General features: G+C 34.7%; 20 protein-coding genes. 10 read left to right on the plus strand and 10 right to left on the minus strand.

Going from position 1 to position 22,035, the window contains the following annotated elements; genetic code table 11:
* Nucleotides 1–71: 71 nt before the first annotated feature.
* The 4 genes from FFWV33_RS09835 to FFWV33_RS09850 all read right to left on the minus strand — a co-directional run bounded on the left by FFWV33_RS09835 (nt 72) and on the right by FFWV33_RS09850 (nt 2,985).
* Nucleotides 72–677, minus strand: a complete 606-nt coding sequence (locus tag FFWV33_RS09835; RefSeq protein WP_108740747.1) for an HPP family protein — start codon at nt 675–677, stop codon at nt 72–74.
* A gap of 1 nt (nt 678) precedes the next feature.
* On the minus strand, nt 679–1,959 hold the full coding sequence (locus tag FFWV33_RS09840) for a chloride channel protein (RefSeq protein WP_108740748.1): 1,281 nt from the start codon (nt 1,957–1,959) through the stop codon (nt 679–681).
* A 77-nt stretch (nt 1,960–2,036) separates the two neighbouring features.
* Entirely contained in the window at nt 2,037–2,426 is a 390-nt protein-coding gene (gene gloA2 / locus FFWV33_RS09845; protein ID WP_108740749.1) for an SMU1112c/YaeR family gloxylase I-like metalloprotein, read from the minus strand.
* Between the two features lie 4 nt (nt 2,427–2,430).
* Nucleotides 2,431–2,985 (minus strand): sugar O-acetyltransferase, encoded by a 555-nt coding sequence (locus FFWV33_RS09850; protein ID WP_108740750.1) that lies wholly within the window; start codon nt 2,983–2,985, stop codon nt 2,431–2,433.
* Nucleotides 2,986–3,371: 386 nt separating this feature from the next.
* Here FFWV33_RS09850 and FFWV33_RS09855 point away from each other — a divergent pair, with 386 nt between their 5' ends.
* From FFWV33_RS09855 to FFWV33_RS09880, 6 genes are all read left to right on the plus strand, one after another.
* Nucleotides 3,372–4,715, plus strand: a complete 1,344-nt coding sequence (locus FFWV33_RS09855) for a histidine kinase (protein WP_170111546.1) — start codon at nt 3,372–3,374, stop codon at nt 4,713–4,715.
* A gap of 2 nt (nt 4,716–4,717) precedes the next feature.
* The gene (locus FFWV33_RS09860; RefSeq protein WP_108740752.1) at nt 4,718–5,029 is read left to right on the plus strand and encodes a 2TM domain-containing protein; all 312 of its coding nucleotides are present in this window, start codon (nt 4,718–4,720) and stop codon (nt 5,027–5,029) included.
* A gap of 19 nt (nt 5,030–5,048) precedes the next feature.
* Nucleotides 5,049–5,399 carry a 2TM domain-containing protein gene (locus tag FFWV33_RS09865; RefSeq protein WP_245891717.1) on the plus strand — a complete coding sequence of 117 codons (351 nt, stop codon included), beginning with the start codon at nt 5,049–5,051 and terminating at the stop codon, nt 5,397–5,399.
* A gap of 51 nt (nt 5,400–5,450) precedes the next feature.
* Nucleotides 5,451–6,206, plus strand: coding sequence for a LytR/AlgR family response regulator transcription factor (locus tag FFWV33_RS09870; protein WP_108740754.1), 756 nt, complete (start codon nt 5,451–5,453; stop codon nt 6,204–6,206).
* Nucleotides 6,207–7,401: 1,195 nt separating this feature from the next.
* Complete coding sequence (locus FFWV33_RS09875; RefSeq protein WP_108742511.1) at nt 7,402–7,878, plus strand: TlpA family protein disulfide reductase; 477 nt, start codon at nt 7,402–7,404, stop codon at nt 7,876–7,878.
* 149 nt (nt 7,879–8,027) lie between these two features.
* On the plus strand, nt 8,028–8,432 hold the full coding sequence (locus FFWV33_RS09880; protein ID WP_245891718.1) for a redoxin domain-containing protein: 405 nt from the start codon (nt 8,028–8,030) through the stop codon (nt 8,430–8,432).
* Between the two features lie 1,342 nt (nt 8,433–9,774).
* Here FFWV33_RS09880 and FFWV33_RS09885 read toward each other — a convergent pair.
* The 4 genes from FFWV33_RS09885 to FFWV33_RS09900 all read right to left on the minus strand — a co-directional run bounded on the left by FFWV33_RS09885 (nt 9,775) and on the right by FFWV33_RS09900 (nt 13,833).
* The gene (locus tag FFWV33_RS09885) at nt 9,775–10,545 is read right to left on the minus strand and encodes a CDP-alcohol phosphatidyltransferase family protein (protein WP_108740755.1); all 771 of its coding nucleotides are present in this window, start codon (nt 10,543–10,545) and stop codon (nt 9,775–9,777) included.
* A 194-nt stretch (nt 10,546–10,739) separates the two neighbouring features.
* Complete coding sequence (locus FFWV33_RS09890; RefSeq protein WP_108740756.1) at nt 10,740–11,762, minus strand: COX15/CtaA family protein; 1,023 nt, start codon at nt 11,760–11,762, stop codon at nt 10,740–10,742.
* 21 nt (nt 11,763–11,783) lie between these two features.
* The gene (locus FFWV33_RS09895) at nt 11,784–13,202 is read right to left on the minus strand and encodes a CCA tRNA nucleotidyltransferase (RefSeq protein ID WP_108740757.1); all 1,419 of its coding nucleotides are present in this window, start codon (nt 13,200–13,202) and stop codon (nt 11,784–11,786) included.
* Between the two features lie 64 nt (nt 13,203–13,266).
* Nucleotides 13,267–13,833 (minus strand): L-threonylcarbamoyladenylate synthase, encoded by a 567-nt coding sequence (locus tag FFWV33_RS09900; RefSeq protein ID WP_108740758.1) that lies wholly within the window; start codon nt 13,831–13,833, stop codon nt 13,267–13,269.
* Between the two features lie 386 nt (nt 13,834–14,219).
* Between FFWV33_RS09900 and FFWV33_RS09905 the strand changes: the two genes are divergently transcribed.
* From FFWV33_RS09905 to FFWV33_RS09915, 3 genes are all read left to right on the plus strand, one after another.
* Nucleotides 14,220–15,206, plus strand: a complete 987-nt coding sequence (locus tag FFWV33_RS09905; protein WP_108740759.1) for an AAA family ATPase — start codon at nt 14,220–14,222, stop codon at nt 15,204–15,206.
* A complete protein-coding gene (locus FFWV33_RS09910) occupies nt 15,196–17,649 on the plus strand; it encodes a S8 family peptidase (RefSeq protein WP_108740760.1) in 2,454 nt (817 codons plus the stop codon). The genes FFWV33_RS09905 and FFWV33_RS09910 overlap by 11 nt, the downstream gene beginning before the upstream one ends.
* A 354-nt stretch (nt 17,650–18,003) precedes the next feature.
* Nucleotides 18,004–19,110 carry a Fic family protein gene (locus tag FFWV33_RS09915; protein WP_108740761.1) on the plus strand — a complete coding sequence of 369 codons (1,107 nt, stop codon included), beginning with the start codon at nt 18,004–18,006 and terminating at the stop codon, nt 19,108–19,110.
* A 54-nt stretch (nt 19,111–19,164) separates the two neighbouring features.
* On the opposite strand, the gene FFWV33_RS09920 is transcribed toward FFWV33_RS09915, so the two are convergent.
* Complete coding sequence (locus FFWV33_RS09920; protein WP_108740762.1) at nt 19,165–20,049, minus strand: phospholipase A; 885 nt, start codon at nt 20,047–20,049, stop codon at nt 19,165–19,167.
* 450 nt (nt 20,050–20,499) lie between these two features.
* Between FFWV33_RS09920 and FFWV33_RS09925 the strand changes: the two genes are divergently transcribed.
* Nucleotides 20,500–21,315: a polysaccharide lyase family 7 protein gene (locus FFWV33_RS09925; protein ID WP_108740763.1), complete on the plus strand. Its 816-nt coding sequence runs from the start codon at nt 20,500–20,502 to the stop codon at nt 21,313–21,315.
* A 95-nt stretch (nt 21,316–21,410) separates the two neighbouring features.
* Here the strand turns inward: FFWV33_RS09925 and FFWV33_RS09930 are convergent, their stop codons facing one another.
* Entirely contained in the window at nt 21,411–21,935 is a 525-nt protein-coding gene (locus tag FFWV33_RS09930) for a superoxide dismutase family protein (RefSeq protein WP_108740764.1), read from the minus strand.
* Between the last annotated feature and the right edge of the window lie 100 nt (nt 21,936–22,035).

A 22,035-nucleotide genomic window follows, 5' to 3' on the forward strand; every position in this document is an offset into this window, starting at 1 on the left:
AAATTAAATTTTTAATATCTTTTTACGAAACTAGATTTGTTAATAAGATTTAAATACCATTGATCCTTAGTTCATTGCTGTCTCTGAGCCAATTTTTTTCTGAAAGTGTGGTAGTTCCTGTGAAATCGGTTGTTTGAGGGGTAACTTCTACGTTCGGTAACATTATTTACAATCAGAGCAACAAACAATAAAATCAAGCAACCTGCAAGTACAGGAGATAGAACATACCAATATCCTAAGGTTTTTATCTTTTCAGTACCAATTATAGCAATCAGTGCGGTTGCTCCACCTGGCGGATGCAAGGTTTTGGTCATTTGCATGGCAATAACCGAGAGCGAAACAGCCAAAGGAGCGGCGAGCCATATAGGTTCGGGTAGGAGTATTTGGATGGTAACACCAATAATTGCAGATATAACATGACCACCTATGAGGTTCCGAGGTTGTGAAAACGGACTTTGGATAATTCCATAAAGCAATACGCTCGACGCACCAAATGACCCAATTAAGTAAACACCATCTGATCCAGGGAAATGTTTAGCATGAAAATAAGCAATACATCCAATACCAATAAAGGAGCCAACAAACGACCAAAACTGCTCTCTAAAATCAATTAAAGTCTCCTTATATATTATGTACTTGGTTTTTTGATATCCTTTTTTTATATATTGTGTTGGCATGTTAGTGAGCTGTTTTTGGAATGAAACTATAAACGGTGTGTGGAAAAATCATTTTTGCAGTGTATTTCGATACAAAACAAACTAGTAAAATGGGTAAAAACAAAGTATAATTATTGGTTAGTCCAAGTGTCAAAAACAAAGCCGTAAAAGGAGCGTTGATACTCGCACTCAAAACGGCTCCCATACCTAGGACCATAAAATTGAGAACTATTACATCACTATCAAATAAATGATTGAGGCATAATGCTGTTAGCAATCCTAAAAAAGCACCTATAAACAAACTTGGAGCAAACACACCGCCATCACCACCTGCAGCCAAGGTCACAGAACTAACAATAGGTTTTAAAATCAAAATACTTGCAAGGGTGACAACCAACGACAAGCTAACTAAACTTTGATTGGAACTATTGATGATGCTTTTTATCGAATGATAACCTTCTCCATACAACTGCGGAAACAAGAGCAACGCAGCGCTTAATATTATTGATCCTAAAATGATTTTGTGAAAATGAGTGTTTATTTTTAAAAATTGCCCTTTTATAAACAATACTGTTTTGGTCATATACACGGCATTAAGTCCTGCTAAAATTCCGAGTAGTATAAAATACGGAATAGCATTGGTGTGCCAAGTAGTAATATGAATGGCAAACAGTGGAGGTTCATTTATGGTAAGTAATAAACCATAGGCAATAGCAACAGCAATGCCCGTAGTAAGTAAAAAGATATTTGAAATCTTTTTCGAAATAACCTCATACGCAAACAATAATCCTGCAATAGGACTACCAAACAAAGCCGTAATTCCGGCAGCAACACCCGCACAAATCAATTCGGTTTTGTATTTTCTAAAGATATTTTTCTTTCGCTGGGCCACAGAGCCAATCGTTGCTGCGGCCACCACAGTCGAAATTTCGATCCCTGTTGATCCTCCAAAAATGACCGTTAAAAATCCGTTGATGAAGTGTGACGGAATTTTATAAGCGGGTAGGTTGTTCGTTTTGTTTGTAGTACTATCAAAAACTTCTTTAATGCCCTTGTTTTCTTTTTTTCTGAATACATATTGACGTAAAAAGTAGATCAGTGACAAGCCAATAAAGGGGAACAATAGATAAAAAACAAGATGATTATTGGCTCTTTCTAAGAAAATATCCTCGTAATATTCAGTTGATCTTTTTAATACAATTCCCATAAAGGAGGAGAGAAAACCAATTAAAGCAGAGACAATTACTAATTTTTTTAAAATGATAAAAGAATGATTCTTTTTGATTTTAGCCGATTTTGTCATCTTTGTATTCTTTACTTTTTAAGGAATACAAAGGTATAAATCCGAAATCGCATTAAACACCCTTTTAACATTTCGTGTTATTTTTCATAGAATTCTACAGGCAAATCATCAGGATCAGCAATAAAGAAAAAGCGTTTCCCTGTAAATTCATCTACCCGAATCGTTTCGCAATTAATCCCTTCGATAATTAATTCATCCCTGCAAACAACAACCGAATCAACCTCAAATGCCAAATGACGCAAACCACAACTCTCAGGTCTTGAAGGGCGTTGTGGCGGACTTGGGAACGAAAATAATTCGACCACATAGTCACCATTCAGCGCCAAATCGAGTTTGAACGAATCGCGCTCCTTTCGATAAATTTCTTGAATAATAGTCAATCCTAAAATATGCGTATAAAAGTGTTTTGACTTTTCATAGTCCGAACAAATAATCGCAATATGATGTATTTTGTTTAATGCTAGCATGTTATTATTGATTTAATTTCCTGATTACTTTTGCAGGATTTCCAACTGCTAACGAATTCTCAGGAATATCTTTCGTTACCACAGATCCCGCGCCAATCACCGATCCTTTTCCAATTGTAATTCCGGGACAAATCACCGTATTGCCACCAATCCAGCAGTCGTCGCCAATGGTTATAGGTAAGGCGCTTTCGAGTGTGCGACGCAATTCGGCCTCAAGTGGGTGTGTAGCCGTGTACAATTGCACATTGGGTGCAAAAAAGACATTCGAACCAATAACCACCGGCGCACAGTCCAACACCACACAATTCACGTTGAAGTAGACATTGTCGCCACAACTAATATTGTATCCATAATCACAGTGAAAAGGCGGCTCAATATACAAGTTCACCCCCGCATCAGGAATCAATTCCTTGATGATTTCGCGTGCTTTTTTGGTGACACGATATTCAGTAACATTCAATCGGTGCAGCAAATTTTTGGCACGTCGGCGGTCTTTAATTAGAGTTGCGTCACCCGCATTGTAATAGTCACCCGCAATCATTTTATCTTTTTCTGTCATCCTTCTTTACTTTTATATTTGGGCATGCCCTTCGGTCGGGCTATCCGTTTCAATCTTTTTTTCGGCAAAAGCCTCAATAAAGGATTTCCACTGCTATCCCTCATGCAAAACACCTTGGGAGATTATTGTATTTAATTGTAAATATAAATCAAAATTGTAGTTGTTACAATTCATCATGAAATTTCAACAGTTCAGTAGTATTAAATTTATTTGAGACAACAATAATAGTACTTTTGAAATAGAAATGTTTTAGAATTAGATTCTTGTATCATAGCGGCATCCAAAAAACAGCAACACTTAACATATGCATTTACATTCGTTATATGTACTGCTGTTTTAAGTACTCAAAATCTGGAACAAATATAACAGCACTAATAAAATAGAAAATGAATCCAAGTAGACTATTTAAAGAGCTCCCAAGAGCACTTCTTATTTCGTTTTTAATATTTATTGTCTTGGTAACTATTCCGGTTTTGAATGGCGGAACGATAACATTCGATAACAAATTGAAGGTGAATTTTCTATACACCATGTTGTATGGGATGGTTTTATATTATAGTAATGCTCTTCTTTTTATGAAACTACAATCATCTTTTAAAAATAAAAGTTATACGCTCAAAAGATTGGTTATAAGTTTGGGTAGTTCTTTACTTTTATCTTTGTTCGTGATTTTTTTACTTCGAATTTTTGAAGATGTAATTGTAGAAAACAGGAGTTTTTTAACCTTTTTCGAATCAGAAACGATTTCAAATTACATTGTTGCTGCAGTAACTTCCTTTATTGTTTTCCTGGGAATTTATTCACTATATTACTACAAAGTATACAATGAAAACAAGGTAAAAGAACAGAAGATTATCGCAGGAACAGCTTCGGCTAAATTCGAAAGTTTAAAAAATCAAATCGACCCTCATTTCCTTTTTAATAGTTTGAATGTGTTGAGTTCCTTGATTGAAGAAAATCCCGAAAATGCACAACGTTTTACAACTTCATTGTCTAAAATTTACCGTTATGTTTTGGAGCAGAAAGACAAAGAATTGGTATCGATTGAAGAGGAGCTTGCCTTTGCAAAAACCTACATGAGTTTGCTCAAAATGCGTTTTGAGGACAGTTTGGAATACGAGATGACAATTGAAAATCCAGATCCAGAAGCCAAAGTGGTGCCGCTTGCTTTGCAACTTTTGTTAGAAAATGCAGTCAAGCACAATGTGGTGAGTACCCAAAAACCTTTGAAAATTCGGATTTTTATCGAAAACGGATTTTTAGTAGTTCAAAATGCTTTTCAAAAGAAAGAGGTTTTGCAAAATAGGCAAGGGGTAGGATTACAAAATATCATCAACCGCTACGCAATTGTCACTGATCGAAAAGTTTTGATCGAAAAAACAGAACACCATTTCAAAGTCCGTTTACCAATTTTGACAAAGCAAATTTCGATAGTTCAAACTACAGTTTTGCAAAATGAAAACAATGCTTATTATCGTGCCAAAAAACGAGTGGAAGAATTAAAGGGGTTTTACGGGAATTTGATTTCGTATTGCATCGTCATTCCGTTTTTGGTTTTTATTAATTTGACATTTTCGCCGCAATTCCAATGGTTTTGGTTTTCTGCCGGTGGTTGGGGATTTGGACTTCTCATGCACGGTATCAAAGTATTTGGTTACCGAAGCGATTGGGAAGAACGTAAAATACAAGAAATTTTGAGAAAAGAAGCGACTAAAAAACACAAGAAATAATCATGGAATGTAGTAACCAAGAAGAAGAGCGCTATTATAGAGCGAGAAAAAAAGTTGAGGACATCAAAGGCTTTTATGGTAACTTAACCTCATACGTAGTGGTAAATAGCGGGTTGTTTATTCTCAACATTATCACTTCACCAGGTCATTACTGGTTTTATTGGCCTTTGCTGGGGTGGGGAATTGGCGTGCTATTTCATGCCTGTAAAGTTTTTGATTTGATTTCGGTTTTTGGATATGATTGGGAAGAACGAAAAATCAAAGAATTCATGGAGAAGGAAAATCAGAATCAGAAAAGAGATCAATGGCAATAATTTTAAAATGCAAGAAATAATGAGAAAGGATAAAAGAATACTTGATAATTACGATTTGGATCCTAACAGTGATCAAGCACGATATAACGCTGCATACAAGCGCGTAAAAAGAATAAAAGGGTTCTATGTTCATTTGTTAGTTTGTGTGCTGGTAAATGCCTTTATTTTGATCTCAATTGTAAAAAGTAGTGGTTTCGGAGTTGAAATGTTGTGGAAATGGGAAACTTGGAGTACGGCGCTTTTTTGGGGTATCGGAATCGTTGTACATGGCTGGTCTGTATTTGGGAAGAACTATTTTTTTGGATCGGATTGGGAAGAGAAAAAAATGAAAGAATTCATGAGCGAAGAAGAAAGCAATAAGTGGGAATAGCTTTTTCGAAAGAGACTAAAGCGCAAGTAGTAAACCATTAAAAATTTTATCTTGAAAACAATAATTATTGAAGACGAAAAACCTGCAGCTAGATTGTTGCAACGAAAATTAGAAAAATTAAATATCGAAGTAGGGGTGATGCTTCATTCGGTCGAAGAAGCTGTCAATTGGTTTTCTCAAAATGAACATCCCGATCTGATTTTTTTAGACATTCAGTTGTCGGATGGTTTGTCATTCGAAATTTTTGAAAAGGTCGAAATCAAAAGTGCTATCATTTTTACAACAGCTTATGATGAATTTGCTTTGCGCGCTTTCAAATTAAATAGCATCGATTATCTTTTGAAACCTATCGACGAAGAGGATTTGGAAATGGCAGTTTCAAAATTCAGGGAACGTCATCCTAAAAATGAAAAAGTGGAATTGGATTTTGAGACGATAAAAAAAATGTTGAGTGGTTCGGTGGAAAAAGAATATCAAAAAAGATTCACCATCAAAATCGGACAACATCTAAAAGTGATCGCTATTGACGAAATTGAATGTTTTTACAGCGAGAACAAAGCGACCTATTTGCACACTTTTGAAAACCGAGATTATTTGATCGATGGCACCTTGGATCAACTCGAACAGAAATTAGACCCCACCACTTTTTATCGCATCAGTCGTAAATTTATAATTCCGATTTCGGCCATAAAAGATATTGTGGTCTACTCCAATTCGAGACTCAAAATTGTCCTTCCAAGTTACAAAGATGATGAGGTAATTGTCTCGAGAGAAAAGGTCTCAGATTTCAAAAATTGGATTCAATAAAGTGGGTCAAAATTTGGTCTAAATCCGCCTTCTTTTTTATCGAAAATAATGCAGAATTTTAAGCCTGAAATCAATTTGATTTCAGGCTTTTTTTTTGGCTCAAACTGTTCGGGTTTTCGACTGTTTTATTTTCGAAATAATTGCTTCGTTTTTGCCTGTTTGCTATGAATTAATTTAGGCTTGTTTTGGGCTGTTTTCGATCTGTGATTTGTATATGTATTAGGTGCGAGTAGGAGGTGGTTTTATGATTCGTAAGTAGTGAGTGTCCATAGTAAACTGATGATCATTTTTCGCCCCTAATTAAGGCGGGTCATTGCTTCATTCTACAATTATGGTTTGTTCGGAAATGAAGCTTTAGAAGTTGTTAAAACGGATATTAATGCAGGACTTACATCCAGGATCAACTACCGTTTTGTCTTTATTTTTTATAGAAAGATGGTGAGAGTAGGCTTGTGTTTGAGCTAAAAAAAACGATAAAAAAAGGCTTCAAAATATCGCTCGATTAGCATTTTTTAGAGGGTGTAAAATGGAGAGATTTCTCTAGGTTGTTAGGGTAGTATTTAAGTTAATTTTTAATGGTTAACTTTGTTTTTGTCTCTTGTTAATAATATGATATATTCTAATTTTGTTTTTGAAAATAAATACAATTTATGACTGATACATAGCTTAAATAGCGTAATTTGGCCAAATATTTCAAGAGTAAACACATTTTTATTCTTCGTGTTTTTAATTAAATTTATAGTTTATTTAATAGTTTATAATTAGTTGGTAAATAACTATTTAATGTTGTTGTATAGTTTTTGTCTATATTGCTAAATTGTAAGTTTTTTATTTTTAAATTGCATAATTTATTTTTACCTACTAAATCTGCTTTTTTGAAAGTGCAATTTTTTTAGCTCGAAAAATATCAAAATTAAAATTGTACTCAAGGTTGCTTTTATAGTATTATAAAGTGTTTTTAATTTAAAGTAATACTTTAAGTAAAACGTGAAGTCTTTTTCACGCTAGAATCCACCTTTTTTTTTAAGTTTCCCTCCAAAATTAAAGCGGTAATTTTGAGTAAAAAATGATCGATTATCACCTACTTCTACTCAGTTGTAATTTGCTTTTTCATGATAATGTTTTGTTAACTGAAATGATAAAATGAGATATAGATTGTAAATTGTTATCTCAAATTAATTAATCGATGGTCGTTATGAAGTACTCATTGTTCTTGTTTGTAGGTGTCCTTTTTTCTTTCCAAATGAAGGCACAAAATCCAGTCGTTTTTGATAATTACCAAGCTTTGGAAAACGAAATATTGAGCAATAAAAACACCACTTATGTAGTCAATTTTTGGGCGACCTGGTGTGCTCCATGTGTTAAAGAATTGCCCTATTTTGAGCAACTGAATACAGAGAATAAAATGATAAAAGTGGTCCTCGTAAGTTTGGATTTTAAGGACCAAATTCAGTCCCGATTAATTCCGTTTTTGAAGCGTAAAAAGGTGCAATCTGAAGTCGTGGTTTTGACTGATAAAAACTATAATAATTGGCTCGAAAAAGTAGACCAAAACTGGTCTGGATCTATCCCTGCTACACTGATTATACAAGGTGAAAAAAGGGTGTTTGTTGAGCGTGATTTCGCTACTTTTAATGAGCTAAATCAATACATAAATTCGAATATAAATTAAACTACTACACTATGAAAATTATCTCTTCCTTCTTGTTTATTTTTACTTTTTTTATTGGCTTAGCCAATCCATTTCCTCCAACGGATTATAAAATTGGGGATACCGCAACCGACTTTAATCTCTAATCTATTGATGATAAAATGTATAGTATGGCCGACTATAAAAGCGCAAAAGGCTTTATTATTGTGTTCACTTGTAACCATTGTCCGTTCGCCAAAAAGTATGAAGATCGTATCAATTCTTTGGCTAAAAAATACAAATCCATAGGCTATATTGTGTTAGCAATAAGTCCAAATGATCCTGAAGCGCAGCCCGAAGATAGCTACGAACTAATGCAAGTAAGAGCCAAAGAGAAAGGATTTGCTTTCCCGTACATGTTAGATGAGGGACAAAAAATCTATCCTCAATACGGAGCGACTAAGACACCGCACGTCTTTTTATTGGGCAAAAACAGAGTCGTAAAATACATTGGAGCCATCGATGATAACGTAGATAGCGCCAAAGAAGTGAAAGGAAAATACTGGCAAAACACCATCGCAGCTTTAGAAAAATGACAAACTCCTTCACCAGAAACTACTAAAGCAATAGGCTGTTCAATTAAAATGATGAGGTAATAGTAAGTTGAAAAGGCATTCATTTATCTCCTTTTTACATTCTGTAAACAACAAAAAAGAGCAAAAAGTCGTAGATTTTTTGCTCTTTTTTATGCCTCAAAGTCTCGTTTTTTAGCGGCTAAAACAGTGAGTAATCATCAAAATAATTCAAAAATAATTAGTTTTTATCTTAGGTTTTGAGACTGTATTTTTACATTATGGGTGGCAATAAGTTTATTAAATCAGTCCGCTATTTTCTTATATTTCGAAAAGGAATCAAGCTTATCCGAGTCCTGAATTTGTCGAAAAGACATAATATATTCGTTCGAATTATAGATAAATTAGGCTTTAAGAACGGTTTTTTGAAGTAGTTTATACGCTAGATTTGCTTTATTTCGGACGATTAGATAAGCTAAACATGGAAAATTTATTAGATAATTGGTGCTTTATACTGCATTATAAGAGTTAATTTAAGGGGTTTTCAATACAGTTTTGATAATAGGTTTGTAACAAAAGCGCTAAATTAGGCCCTTTTAATCGGTCTTCTCAAGTTAGCGGTTCTATGGTTTTAGTGTTCTTTTAAGTGGTCATACGTATAAACTCACTACTCATATTAACTGATTAGAAATAAATAATTCCACCTTTAGCCGTGCTTTCAATGCAGTGAATTCGTTAAATTCGTGTCCTAATAGCAGGTTATACATGCAAAATACTCACTTACTTTATAAGAAATAGGTAATGAGAAATCTGTTTTCAAACCTGTAGCAGTAGCATGTCACATACACGAACTGTACCCATTATTTGTTAGATAGTCAAGAGAGTGAATCAGTTTTTATCCGAGGTTTCGCGATAGCGAAACTGTTACATCCGTATCCTAATTGCTTATTATATACACAAACTATTCTCTCTATTTACAAGATAGTCAAAAGGAAAAATCAGTTTTTATCTGTGCTTTCGCGATAGCGAATCCGTTATATCCGCGTACCAATGCCACGCCATGTACATAAAGCACATGAACCGTTAAAGAGATAAGAAAATTACTTTTTATCCATGCTTTCGCGATAGCGAAACCGTTACATCTTTAACCTAATAGCGTATTATGGACACGAACTATTCTCTCTATTTATAAGATAGTCAAAAGGAGAAATCAATTTTTATCTTTGTTTTCGTGATAGCGAATCCGTTATATCCGCGTACTAATACCACGCCATGTACATAAAGCAAATGTATAGTTAAGAAGATAAGAAATTCAGTTTTAATGGGTCTTCTCCGCGTACCATCAAACACATCGCTCATATAATTACTACTCAATATACATACGGCGAATCGGAATTAATACAGCCAATAATAAAGAATAGCCAATAAAAAAGGGCAGAATCCATTCAACATATCCCAGCGGAAGCATAACAGCAATCAATAGCAGTTGAAAGCCCAAACCGTACACAGACAGTACAGTCATGAACCAATTCGGAAAAGTAGAAACAAGATACGCTTTCGGGTCCAAGGCATAGATTACAGCATCAAAGGCACCGTATACATAGGTATATATTCGGAACATCAAGTTAACATTTCGTTGCTTTTCACCCGGCAAAGCGGTTGGTGTATGACGTTCAAATATCATACTTGTGGCGTCGGCTCCAGCGGACTTATGACGCAAAATAACATAATAGTAATTGTATAGAGTGCCTTGTAATTGTAGTGCGGCAAATGCGATAATCGTAACCCAAAACGGGGTATTCGAAACATAACAAATAGCAGAAAAGAACATAAAATTCAATAGGATATCAAAGACACTATCGAGGTATCTACCCGTGTAGGAAGGAGTTTTCTTCAGGCGGGCCAGCTCGCCATCTGCGGCATCAATCATTGATTTTAGTACAATGAAAAAAGCAGCCCAATACAAATGGCCTTCAATAATGCAGTAAATAGCCGTTAGTCCCGACAGACCAAATAATAAGGTAACATCAATTGGAGTAAAGCGAGTATTTTTTAAGGAATTAGCCAATAATCGACCAAAAGGACGTCCGTAATCAGACAAATCGATAAATTGGTCTTTAGCAGTAAGTTTTGACATTAATGTTTAGAAACAAAAATAAATGTGACAATATAGTCTGGTGCAAATTTATACAATTAGTTATAAATAATTTTAAAAATTAGGGGTTTTAGTGCTAGAATGTATTGAAAAAGCGGAAACAAATTACTAAATCATAATTATTTCCGCTTTATTATATATTTTTACCCTATAATTGGTAATCTTAACTCCTATCATTATTTAGAAAGTCTATGCAAAGTAAACGTCATCGTTGCTAACAAAAAGAAAGCGTTAATTTGATGTGCCAATCCCAACCAAAGTGGAACAGCTAGTAATAAAGTAAATACACCCAAGGCAAATTGCACCAAAATCAAGAAAATCAAAGCATTAATTCCTCTTTTTTGATCCTGTAATAACAAGTTTCGTTTACTTTTTACAAACAACAATCCAATCATAAATACAACAACATAAGCTAGTGTACGATGTACAAACTGCACACCACTCTTACCTTCGGTAAGGTTTAGTAGTAAGCTAGGTTGCTCTATAAAAACACTATCATGTACAAATTGTCCGTCACTCATCAAAGGCCAGTGGTTATGAATCAAACCAGCATTTAAGCCCGCTACAAAACCACCATATATAATTTGGATTAATAGTAAAACAAGCGTAATTCTTGCAATTTTCTGTAAATTCAATTGCGGAGGATTGCGGTGTGGATACAACAAATCTAGCGCCACCCAAAGGGTATAAGCAAAAGTGATGAAAGCAAAAGTAAGGTGCAATGCCAGTCTAAAGTGGCTTACATCAGGATTGTCAATCAGTCCACTTCGTACCATGAACCAGCCTAAAAATCCCTGAAAACCACCCATAAATAGTAGTACAAAGCACTTTTTAATCGTAGCGCGATCTAGCTTCTTTTTGATCAAAAAATACACAAACGGAACTATAAATACCAATCCGATAATGCGCCCTATAAAACGGTGAAACCACTCCCAAAAATAAATAAACTGATAGTCTGATAACTGAAAATCGTTATGAATATTGATTTTCTGATACTCCGGAAACTTCTTGTACTCTTCAAAAGCCGCATTCCACTTTTCTTCCGTCAAAGGAGGGAAGGTATCTGTTACCAAATGCCAATCGGTCATAGATAAACCGCTATTGGTCAAACGAGTGATGCCACCAACGGTCACCATCAAAAACAAAAGAAAACATCCTGTAAGTAACCAGTATATTACTGATTTTTCCGCTTTTTTCATTCTATTCTAACTTTTATAGTTTTATTTTATTGCTTTCAAGCCCATTTTTTGTGCCCTTTTTAACACAAAATCATATGCGGCTTGGTATTCATTCGGAATCTCACCTTCCAAAATGGCTTCTTTAACCGCTTCTTTCAATGTTCCAATTTCTCTTGAAGGTTTCAAATCAAAAATTTCCATGATTTGCTCTCCTGTAATCGGTGGTTGAAAATTTCGAACAGAATCTTTTTCCTCTACTTCCACAATTTTCTGACGTACAATCACAAAATTATTGTGGTATTTCTTGAATTTCCCTGGGTTTTTGGTCGTGATATCTGCTTCGCAAAGCGTCATCAAATCTTCCACTTCATCACCAGCGTCAAACACCAAGCGGCGTACTGCCGAATCGGTAACCAAATCTTGCGAGAGCACGATAGGGCGTGAGCTCATCACCACCATTTTCTGTACAAATTTCATTTTTTGGTTTAGTGGCATGTGCAAACGCTCAAAGATTCGCTTAACCATTTTTCCGCCCAAAAATTCATGACCATGAAACGTCCAACCTTGTTTTTTGTTGAATTTCTTCGTCGGTGCCTTACCAATATCGTGCAACAAAGCCGACCATCGCAACCACACATCATCTGTGTTTGGGCAAATATTATCTACAACTTCAAGCGAATGATAAAAGTTGTTTTTATGCGTCTGACCTTCAATTTCCTCCACATTGTTCAAAGCTGTCAATTCGGGCAAAATAATGTCGAGTAAACCCGTTTTATATAACAGTAAAAATCCAATAGATGGCTTTTCGGTCAAAAGTATTTTGTTCAATTCGTCCACAATACGCTCACCAGAGATAATGTTGATGCGGTCTTTATTTCTTGAAATCGCTTCCAAGGATTCCGCCTCAATTTCAAATCCCAATTGCGTTGCAAACCTGATGGCGCGCATCATACGCAAAGGATCGTCAGAGTAAGTAATGTCTGGGTTCAAAGGCGTTTTGATGGACTTAGCCTCCAAGGCTGTTACACCATCAAAAGGATCAATCAAATCCCCATAATTACTTTCGTTTAACGAAAAAGCCAACGCATTTATCGTGAAATCCCTGCGATCTTGGTCGTCTTGTAACGTACCAATTTCCACTTTAGGATTGCGGCTTTCCGTTTGGTAGCTCTCCTTACGAGCGCCTACAAACTCAATATCCGTATCCTTGTAGCGCAACATTGCAGTACCATAATTTTTAAAAACCTGTACCTTTGGCTTGTTTGGCAACAATTCAGAGACCTTCAAGGCCAATTCAATACCACTACCAACGGCAACAATATCAATATCTTTCTTCAACGGTCTCGCTAGCAAATAGTCACGCACAAACCCGCCAATAACATAGCTATCAATTTGCAGTTCGGCACTCGCTTGCGCCACAATTTTAAAAATAGGGTTTTGTAAAGCTTTTGTATAATTCATATGATTTTTTGACGTTCCAACTTTCACGTATAGTTAATCAACCTGAAACTTGTAACAACTTTTTTTACTTTCTAATGATCTTCACTTGGTGGTCATTTCCTAACTTAATGATCGTAGAGGGTTTACCACATACAAGCTCCCTATTCCAGTTCACCACATAGTCCACACCATTAACAATCGCAGGACTAATTTCCTTGAAACTTTTAGGAGTAGGTTGGCCCGATATATTGGCCGAAGTCGACACCAAAGGCTTCTTCATGCGTTCCATCAACTTAAAACAAAACGGTTCCTTAACCAGTCTTATTCCGAGTGTTTTATCAGTTGCAACTATGTTTGCAGCCACATTTCTCGGATTATCCAAAATCAAAGTCGTTGGGTTTTCAGATAAATCCAAAATTTGCCAAGCCACTTCTGGAATCTCCTTAAAGACATTATACATCATCTTCTCGCCATTCATCAAGCAAATCATCGACTGCGTTTCGGCACGTTGTTTCAGTTTATAAATCTTCGCAACCGCCTCAGGATTCGAGGCATCACAGCCAATTCCCCAAACCGTATCGGTAGGGTATAGAATAATTCCGCCCTCCTTAATCACCTCGTAAGCATTCAGTATTTCCTGATTGATATCCATCTTTACATTTTAAGTGGTGCAAAGATATTTATTTGTTATCATTTAGCGGGCATCCAAGCAGGTTTAAAAATGGTTTTTAACGACATTTTATAGAATGTTCGACTAGTCAGAATAATTATTTGGGCATTCCCTTCGGTCGGGCTCTTCGCTATATCTTTTTTGGGGCAGAAAAAGCCCCAAAAAAGGATGCCGCTGCGATCCCTAATGCGGGGAGTTGGGGTCTTGTAGAAGTGGAAAGTATTTTAATGTAGATTTGATTTTTTGTTTTAGTATGTTGAACTTTGACAGTAAAATGATTTATTATTTTAGTACTGTATAGTAATGAATGTTTAAAACTTTAGTTATTACACTAGATTTATTATATTTTTGTTCAATATATTACCAAAATGGCAGCTGCAGATCAAATAAAATCCTTAATAAAATCTTTTGGAGATGACGATGAAAGTCGTTTCTTCTCAATTGCTTTGCAAATTGCTGCAACCGAAGCTAAGCAAGGCCATACAACTTTTGCACAGGAATTAAAAAAACTTATTGATGTAGCAAAAAAGGATAGGTCTGTAAATGCTATACATAGCAAAGCTTTACCTTTAAATTTACCCAAAAGAGAATTACAAGAATTAATAGAGGTTTTTCAACCTAAAATCAATTTAGGTGATATGGTTTTGGATGAAAATATTAAAGAAACTCTATATAAAGTTATCAAGGAGCAAGAAAAATGGCAACTTTTAAAGGCTCATAATTTAGAACCAAAGCGTAAATTATTATTAACTGGTGCTCCGGGAACCGGTAAAACTATGACAGCTCAAGCAATTGCTGGTGAATTAGGAATTACTGTTTTTATTATACGATTGGATGGATTAATGTCCAAATATCTGGGTGAATCAATCGCAAAACTTAGATTGATTTTTGACGCAATGAATGACCAAAGAGCTGTGTATCTTTTTGATGAATTTGATTCAATTGGGTCTCATAGAGATCAAAATCAAGATGTAGGAGAAATAAAAAGAGTTTTAAATTCCTTTTTAATAAACATTGAAAAAGACCAGAGTAATAGTATAATAATTGCAGCAACAAATCTACCTGAATCTTTAGACAAAGCTTTGTTTAGAAGATTTGACGAAATTATAGAATATCCTTTACCTGATGAAAACCATATTTCTGAAATTATAAAAAAACATACAAAAGCATTTTCTTTTTCTACAAAAGTTGATTATAAAGTACTTTCAAAACTAGCTTTAGGTTTAAATTATTCTGAAATTGTTAGAATATGTAATGATACGATTAAAGAGATGATTTTGAATGATATGGGTAATTTAGAATTAGCAACATTAAAAAAATTATTAAAGTTGAGAAATGTTGTAAATGAAAAATAAGCCACATATTTCATTTGAGGGTAATTACGATAAAAGAACCTACAAGACACCAAAGTCCAATCCAATTAGTCCTACTCCAATAACAAGAGATAGGTCACATGGGAGCTATTTACTTAAGGAAATTGAGAAAATAAAGAAATCGTTTGAAGTACAAGTGATTGAGAATTCTAATTTAATTATTGATGATTCAATCTATGTTGAATTTGTTTCAGAATGGGGAACAAAATTTGATTTTGATAAATTTGACAAAGATGGAGTTAGAAAAACCAAAATTCTTTTCCAACTTTTAAAAATCGAGGTCGAAGAAAGACTAGTTAAAGAAAGCAAAGAATTTAGGTATACTTTACTAGTTGTGGTAAATGAGAATGGAGTTTCTGATTTTATTAAAAAAATAAAACAATTTCTTGATCCTACTAAGGATTCTGAGAAAGGAAATTTTAAAAATCAAGCTTTATTAAACAATATTAATAGTATTGAAATTGCTACGCTAAAATCTTTTTGGGTTGATACGCCTGAAATTCCTTTTCCTGTAGAAAATGAGAATATTTGGTGGGAAGTTTGGTTTAGAAAATCTGAAAACTATCAAGACAAATTAGATGATGTTTACAATAATTTAGAAATAATTGGATGTCAAATAGGTTTGTCACAAATTGAATTAGCAGAATATATTGTAAAGTTGGTTAAAGGTACTTCTAAGCTATTATCAGATTCTTTATTGTTACTAGATAATCTCGCCGAATTAAGAAAACCTCAAGAAATTTCAAATTTCCTCACTGATAACGACATATCTTTTGAAACTAAAAAAGAATACCTAGACGATTTACAAAATAGAACGGTTAACAATCTTGACGCTAATAGCGTATTAATTTGTTTACTTGATTCCGGAGTAAATAATAACCATTTTTTATTGAGAAATTTTGTTATGGATGAAAATCTTTATACTTATAATGAGTCATGGGGGAAACAAGATGATTTAAACCACGGAACAGGTGTAGCAGGGTTGTCATTATATGGAGATTTGACAGACGCATTAAGTCATTCAAATAATATAGAGATTTTTCACGGCTTAGAGTCTTTTAAAGTAATTAGCACCAATAGTAATAATGATCCTGATTTATATGGAGCCATCACAGAAAGCGGGGTTAATACACCTCAAATTTATAAACCATTAAATTTGAGAGTATTTTGTTTAACAGTTACAGATGTTAATACAAGATTTAATGGAAGGCCTTCATCTTGGTCGTCTGCTGTTGATAATATTTGTTTTGGTAAAGAACTAGAGCAGCAATTATTTATTATAAGTGGAGGTAATGTTTCCATTACAAAACATAGTGATTACCCTTCACTAAACGAAACAGAATGCATACATGATCCTGCACAATCTTATAATGCTTTAACTATTGGTGCTTACACAAGAAAAGATAAAATTGATATTTCAACTGGATATAAACCATTAGCTGATTATGGTGCAATGTCTCCTAGTAACTCAACATCTCTTTTATTTAATAGAAGTTGGCCAAATAAACCTGATTTGGTGTTTGAAGGAGGAAATAGATCTACTGATGGAATTTATACATCAGACCATTCAGTATTGAGATTATTAACTACAGATGCGGATTTTACTAACGATTTGTTTATGCCCTTTGGAGATACTAGTGGTGCGGCCGGCTTAGCTTCAAAAATGGCTGCTGAATTAAGAACGAATTATCCTAACTATTGGGTAGAAACTATTAGAGGTCTAATGATTCATTCAGCTGATTGGACTGATGCAATGAAAAAAAGCATTACCAAAAAAAACTTACTAAGAACTGTTGGCTATGGTGTGCCTAATATCCAAAAAGCAATGCATAGTGTAGAAAATTCTTTAACGCTAATTGCAGAGAGAGAAATTCAACCCTATAAATATGAGAAGTCGAGAGGTCAATATAATGAATATCATTTGTTTAATCTTCCTTGGCCAATTGAAGCGTTAGAAAGTTTAGAAGAAAAAATGGTAAAATTAGTAGTTACATTATCGTACTACATTGAACCGAATCCAGGAAGTAGACGATTAGCTACTCATTACTCTTATCATTCACACCAATTAGATTTTGAATTAATTAAACGAAATGAATCTATTGAGGAATTTCAAATAAGAGTGTCAAAGCCAGAAAACGAAACAAAAGAAAATAAACCATCTAGAACTGGTGTTAATTGGGAAATAGGTAACACAATAAGTGCAAAAGGGTCTATTCGAAAAGATTTCATTACCGCAACAGGTCGAGAAATATCAGAGAGAAATGTTTTAGCCGTTTATCCCAAAAATGGTTGGTACAAGAATTTAAAGAGACAAAACAAGTTTAATGAAAAAGTTCGTTATAGTTTAATTGTTAGTTTAGAAACTGATGAGGTTGATATAGATCTATATACACCTGTAATGAATCAATTAGCAATTTCTTTATAATTAAGGAAGTGGTAATTACCACATACATAAGTGAATATTGCTCGTGTCTACAAATAAAATAAACTAACAAGCTAGATAAAAAGGATTATTCCATAAAATGTTTCATTATTTATTTTATCGCAAGAAAGAAAACAATTAGCAAGAAAAAAACTAAGAAATTGTTCCGTTATCGAGCGGTAACGCTGTTTACGTGATTGCTCCCTTCGTCGCATTGACGAGAAGTAAACAACAATCTGTATACCAAAACCTTAGCTCATTTTAACTATAACCTAATCAATCCTGCGGTGAATAACTTAATATTCTCTGCAAATTATGCGGTAAATAATGGTATATTTACCGCATAATTTAAGGACAATGACAAAATACATCCACGAACGACCAGATTTCCCTCAGTTTTATTGGGATAATGAGCAATTATTGACTCCTTTAAGCGAAGTGCGTTTTTTGCAAGGACGCATTCTGGGTAAAATGGAGTCATTGGGTTTTAGTACGCAATACGAGTCCAATTTGTTATTATTAGAAACAGAAGTACTTTCTTCGGGCGAAATAGAGGGCGAAATTTATAAACCAGCAGCGGTACGTTCCTCCATCGCAAAACAGATCGGTGATCCATTTTATGACAACCAACCTACAAATCAAAATATTGATGGCTTTGTGGCGTTATTGCTGGATGCTTTCCAAAATTACAAGGACGAACTAACTACAGAACGAATCTTCAGTTGGCACGCTGCTTTGTTCCCAATGGGCAATAGTGGTTTGTATCCCATAACAGTAGGGGGTTGGCGGCAAGATAAACGAGGACCAATGCAAGTGGTTTCAGGTGGAATTGGAAACGAAAATATACATTTTGAAGCTCCAGCTGCTACTTTAGTTCCGACCTTAATGGAGGACTTTATGAAATGGCTTGCTGAGGATACTGGTCAAGATTTAGTGATAAAAGCTGCGGTTGCACATTTATGGTTTTTGACAATTCATCCCTTTGATGATGGCAATGGTCGAATAGCGCGTTCAATTTCAGAAAGCCTTTTGGCAAAGTCAGAAAACTGCGCCATGCGCTGCTACAGTTTATCGTCTCAAATTTTAAGTACTGTAAAAAGCTATTATGATCTATTAGAGGCAACTCAAAAGGGGAATTTAGATTGTACTAATTGGTTGCTGTGGTTTATTGATATATTGAAAAAAGCAATAATTCACTCAGAAACAGTGATTAGCCGCAGTTTACAAAAAGCTGAATTTTGGAAGACACATCAAAAGACGATTTTGAATGACCGTCAACTAAAAATGATTCAGCTACTTTGGAATGATTTTGAAGGTAATTTGACCACAAAAAAGTGGGCTAAAATCACTAAATGTTCCGATGATACCGCTTTAAGAGACATCAATGATTTAATCTTTAAAGACATTTTATACAAGGAAGATAAAGGAAGTAGGAGTACAAGCTATAAAATGCGAGGGTTTTAATTGAAAATATTTAAATGTGTGGTTTGGATAATGGAATTACCATTGCAATTGTCGCTACCAATTGGCAAACGAAACTCCAATACCAATAGTTGTTTGTTGAATATTATAGTCAATTAAGGTTTCACCATAGCCTTGAAAAACTTGTGCATGTCCACGTAGGTGTCCATGTATAGGAAAGACATAATTTAGTTGGATATTACCTTTCTCTAATGTGCTAAAAGAGTGATTGATAATAGTGTAAAATTCATGTTTGCCAAAATGAGTTGCAACTTCTAATTCTGCATCACCCACAGATCTCGTGATACCTGGATTCTCGTCTTCGTCATCAGGCATACGGTACCAAGGTCTGAAGTTGATGTTCCAATTTTTATATTCATAGCCTATATTCAGGATGATTCTGTTCCAACTTCTAGAGGTCGGGATATCTTTTCCGTTGGATTGATGATTTAAAGTCAAACCAACTGTTCGAATATGGCCCTTAAATAACGGAATTTTAGTCGGGAAATTTAACATCACTTCTGGCTCGTAATTGACTTCACGAAAAGCTCTACTTAAGGTCTTGTTATATACCTGCCAGTGTGCTTTTTGGGTGTAGCCCACCCAAAGATCTCCGGTTCCAAAAAGTAATCCTTGTATAACTTTGGTTTTAAAACTAATCTGGAATTTAGTTTCGATATTGTTAAAAATGTTTTTATCCTTGGATTGAAATTCACCACTTTCATTAAAAGGTTCCGTATTTCGTCTACTTGACCATCGTGCGGCCGAAAAGTAAATCGGGCGATAAGACATTAATCTAAAAGTTCCCTGCTTGTCAATGCTATCCAATTCCCAAGCTTCAGATAGGGTTTTTCGAATGATAACCTTATCGGGATCAATTTGAGCGCTTGCAAAAGTAAAAATTAAGAATATAAACAGTGTCGTTTTGTATTGTTGTAGCATGTATGTGAGATTATAATTTACAAAACTAAGACTAGACCGTGCTTGTTATGTTCTATCAATTTTGAATTAGGTTACATAATTTACACGTGGTACAGTTTAAATAATTAGGATTTTGTGTTAGCAGTTTTCATCCAATGACTTCACTAATAGGAATGTTAGTAGAGAAGGGGTAATCAATAATTCAGGTTGCACGCCAATACTCGCATATGGGACGGAACAGTTGTTAAGCAAAAGAATTTGGCTTCTACATAATAGTGTATCAATATGCAGTACTATTTTGCTGATTTTATTTTTAAGCTTTTAAAAAATCTATTTTGTTACGTTTATATTTACAAATAAATGCAAATGTTGCGTATTGTCTAATTTTTTAAGATTTTTAGAATCAATATACTGGTCTTTGTATATATTTGGCATTATAATAATTGATTTACCAAACTAACAAACCAATTTATGATTACAACTAAAAATTTTTCGAAAGCAGCAGTAAAAATCGCTTGCTTATCAATGGCAGTCACTGCACTATCTTGTACAACTGATGCTACTCCTACCACAGATGTTGCTGCTGCAACAACGACTGAAGTTACCGCTAATGCTGCAGTTTCCACGGCAAAAGTAACCAGTACTGTATTGAACAGCTACAAAATTCAGATTGGTACTACTACCGGAAGCACAAGTACAACAAGTTATACCTCATTGACGAGCTCTGGTGTATCATCCTATTGTTATTTGAGTGGTGATAACTTAATTATGACTATGAACAAAGGAAAATCAACCCGTTGCGAATTGCGCGGACTAGGTGAGTATGCCTATAACGCGACATCTTACCAACAAACAAAACTATATGTGACCAAGTATCTAACTACCGGAGAAATGGCTATTGTGCAGTTGCATAGAAATGGTGATAACGACCAACAGTTTTTCATGCTAGTTGTTGATAGTGGAAAATTCAGATTCAAGCAAAATTCACATAAAACAGACACTGGGAATACTGAAACTAAAGAATATATTGACAGCGATGTTGCCTTTAATACAGGTCACGAGTACAAAATCACGTTGCAAATGACAGGCGCCAAATTGGTATTCAGCATTTATGACGCTACAGATAAAACACATTATACCAAATCATTTACAATTAGTAGCACAGATTTCGGTGCTAGTGGTTACTATTTCAAAACGGGGGTTTACAACCAAACTACTGGTACTGGTGAAGTGAAAATCACTTCTGTTTCTACAGGATCAGGAACAGCACCTTTGTCAGCGTACTAGATAAAATAGAATAGCGTTAAAACATAAAAACCACTTACAGCAAGATTTGTAAGTGGTTTTTTTATTCGAATAATACTCCTTAAACTAAGCAGTATTTATCGAATGATTCCTGTACAAGCAACACGTCCGCCAGCGTCACCTGTAGGTTGTGTCTTGAAATCGTCTGTACCTTGATGAACTATAATTCCATGATTTAAAATGTCTTTGGTAGCATCGCCAGATCCTATGTTCCATTCATCGGTAGTGAATTTTATCGAACCATTTCCGTTTTTGTCAGCGGTGAAATTTCCAATATCTCCTTTGTGGTATTCACCAACACCCCATTTTCCATGATTTTTAAAAGTTGGATTCCAGTGTCCTCCAGTAGATTTCCCGTCAGGAGAAGAGCAGTCCGATTTTTCGTGTATGTGTATCGCATGTACACCAGGAGTTAGTCCTGTGAAATTTGCTTCAAGTGTTACCTTGCCGTCTTTTTCTACAAATGTGGCAATTCCAGCTACATTGCTACCGCTCTTAGCTTCAAAGTTTAATGTTAACTTTTTGTCATTAGAAGAATATAGTGATTTGCATCCTAAGAAGGCAACAGCCATCAGTACGAAGGAAAGAATGATTTTTTTCATAATTGTAAGTGTTATTTAATTATGGGTAAAATTACAAATAATATGAGATGTCTAAACGGATAATTACGTTATAATTTTACATAATTTACACTTAAGCACA

The sequence above is a fragment of the Flavobacterium faecale genome (genome assembly GCF_003076455.1).
GTDB classification, from domain to species: domain Bacteria; phylum Bacteroidota; class Bacteroidia; order Flavobacteriales; family Flavobacteriaceae; genus Flavobacterium; species Flavobacterium faecale.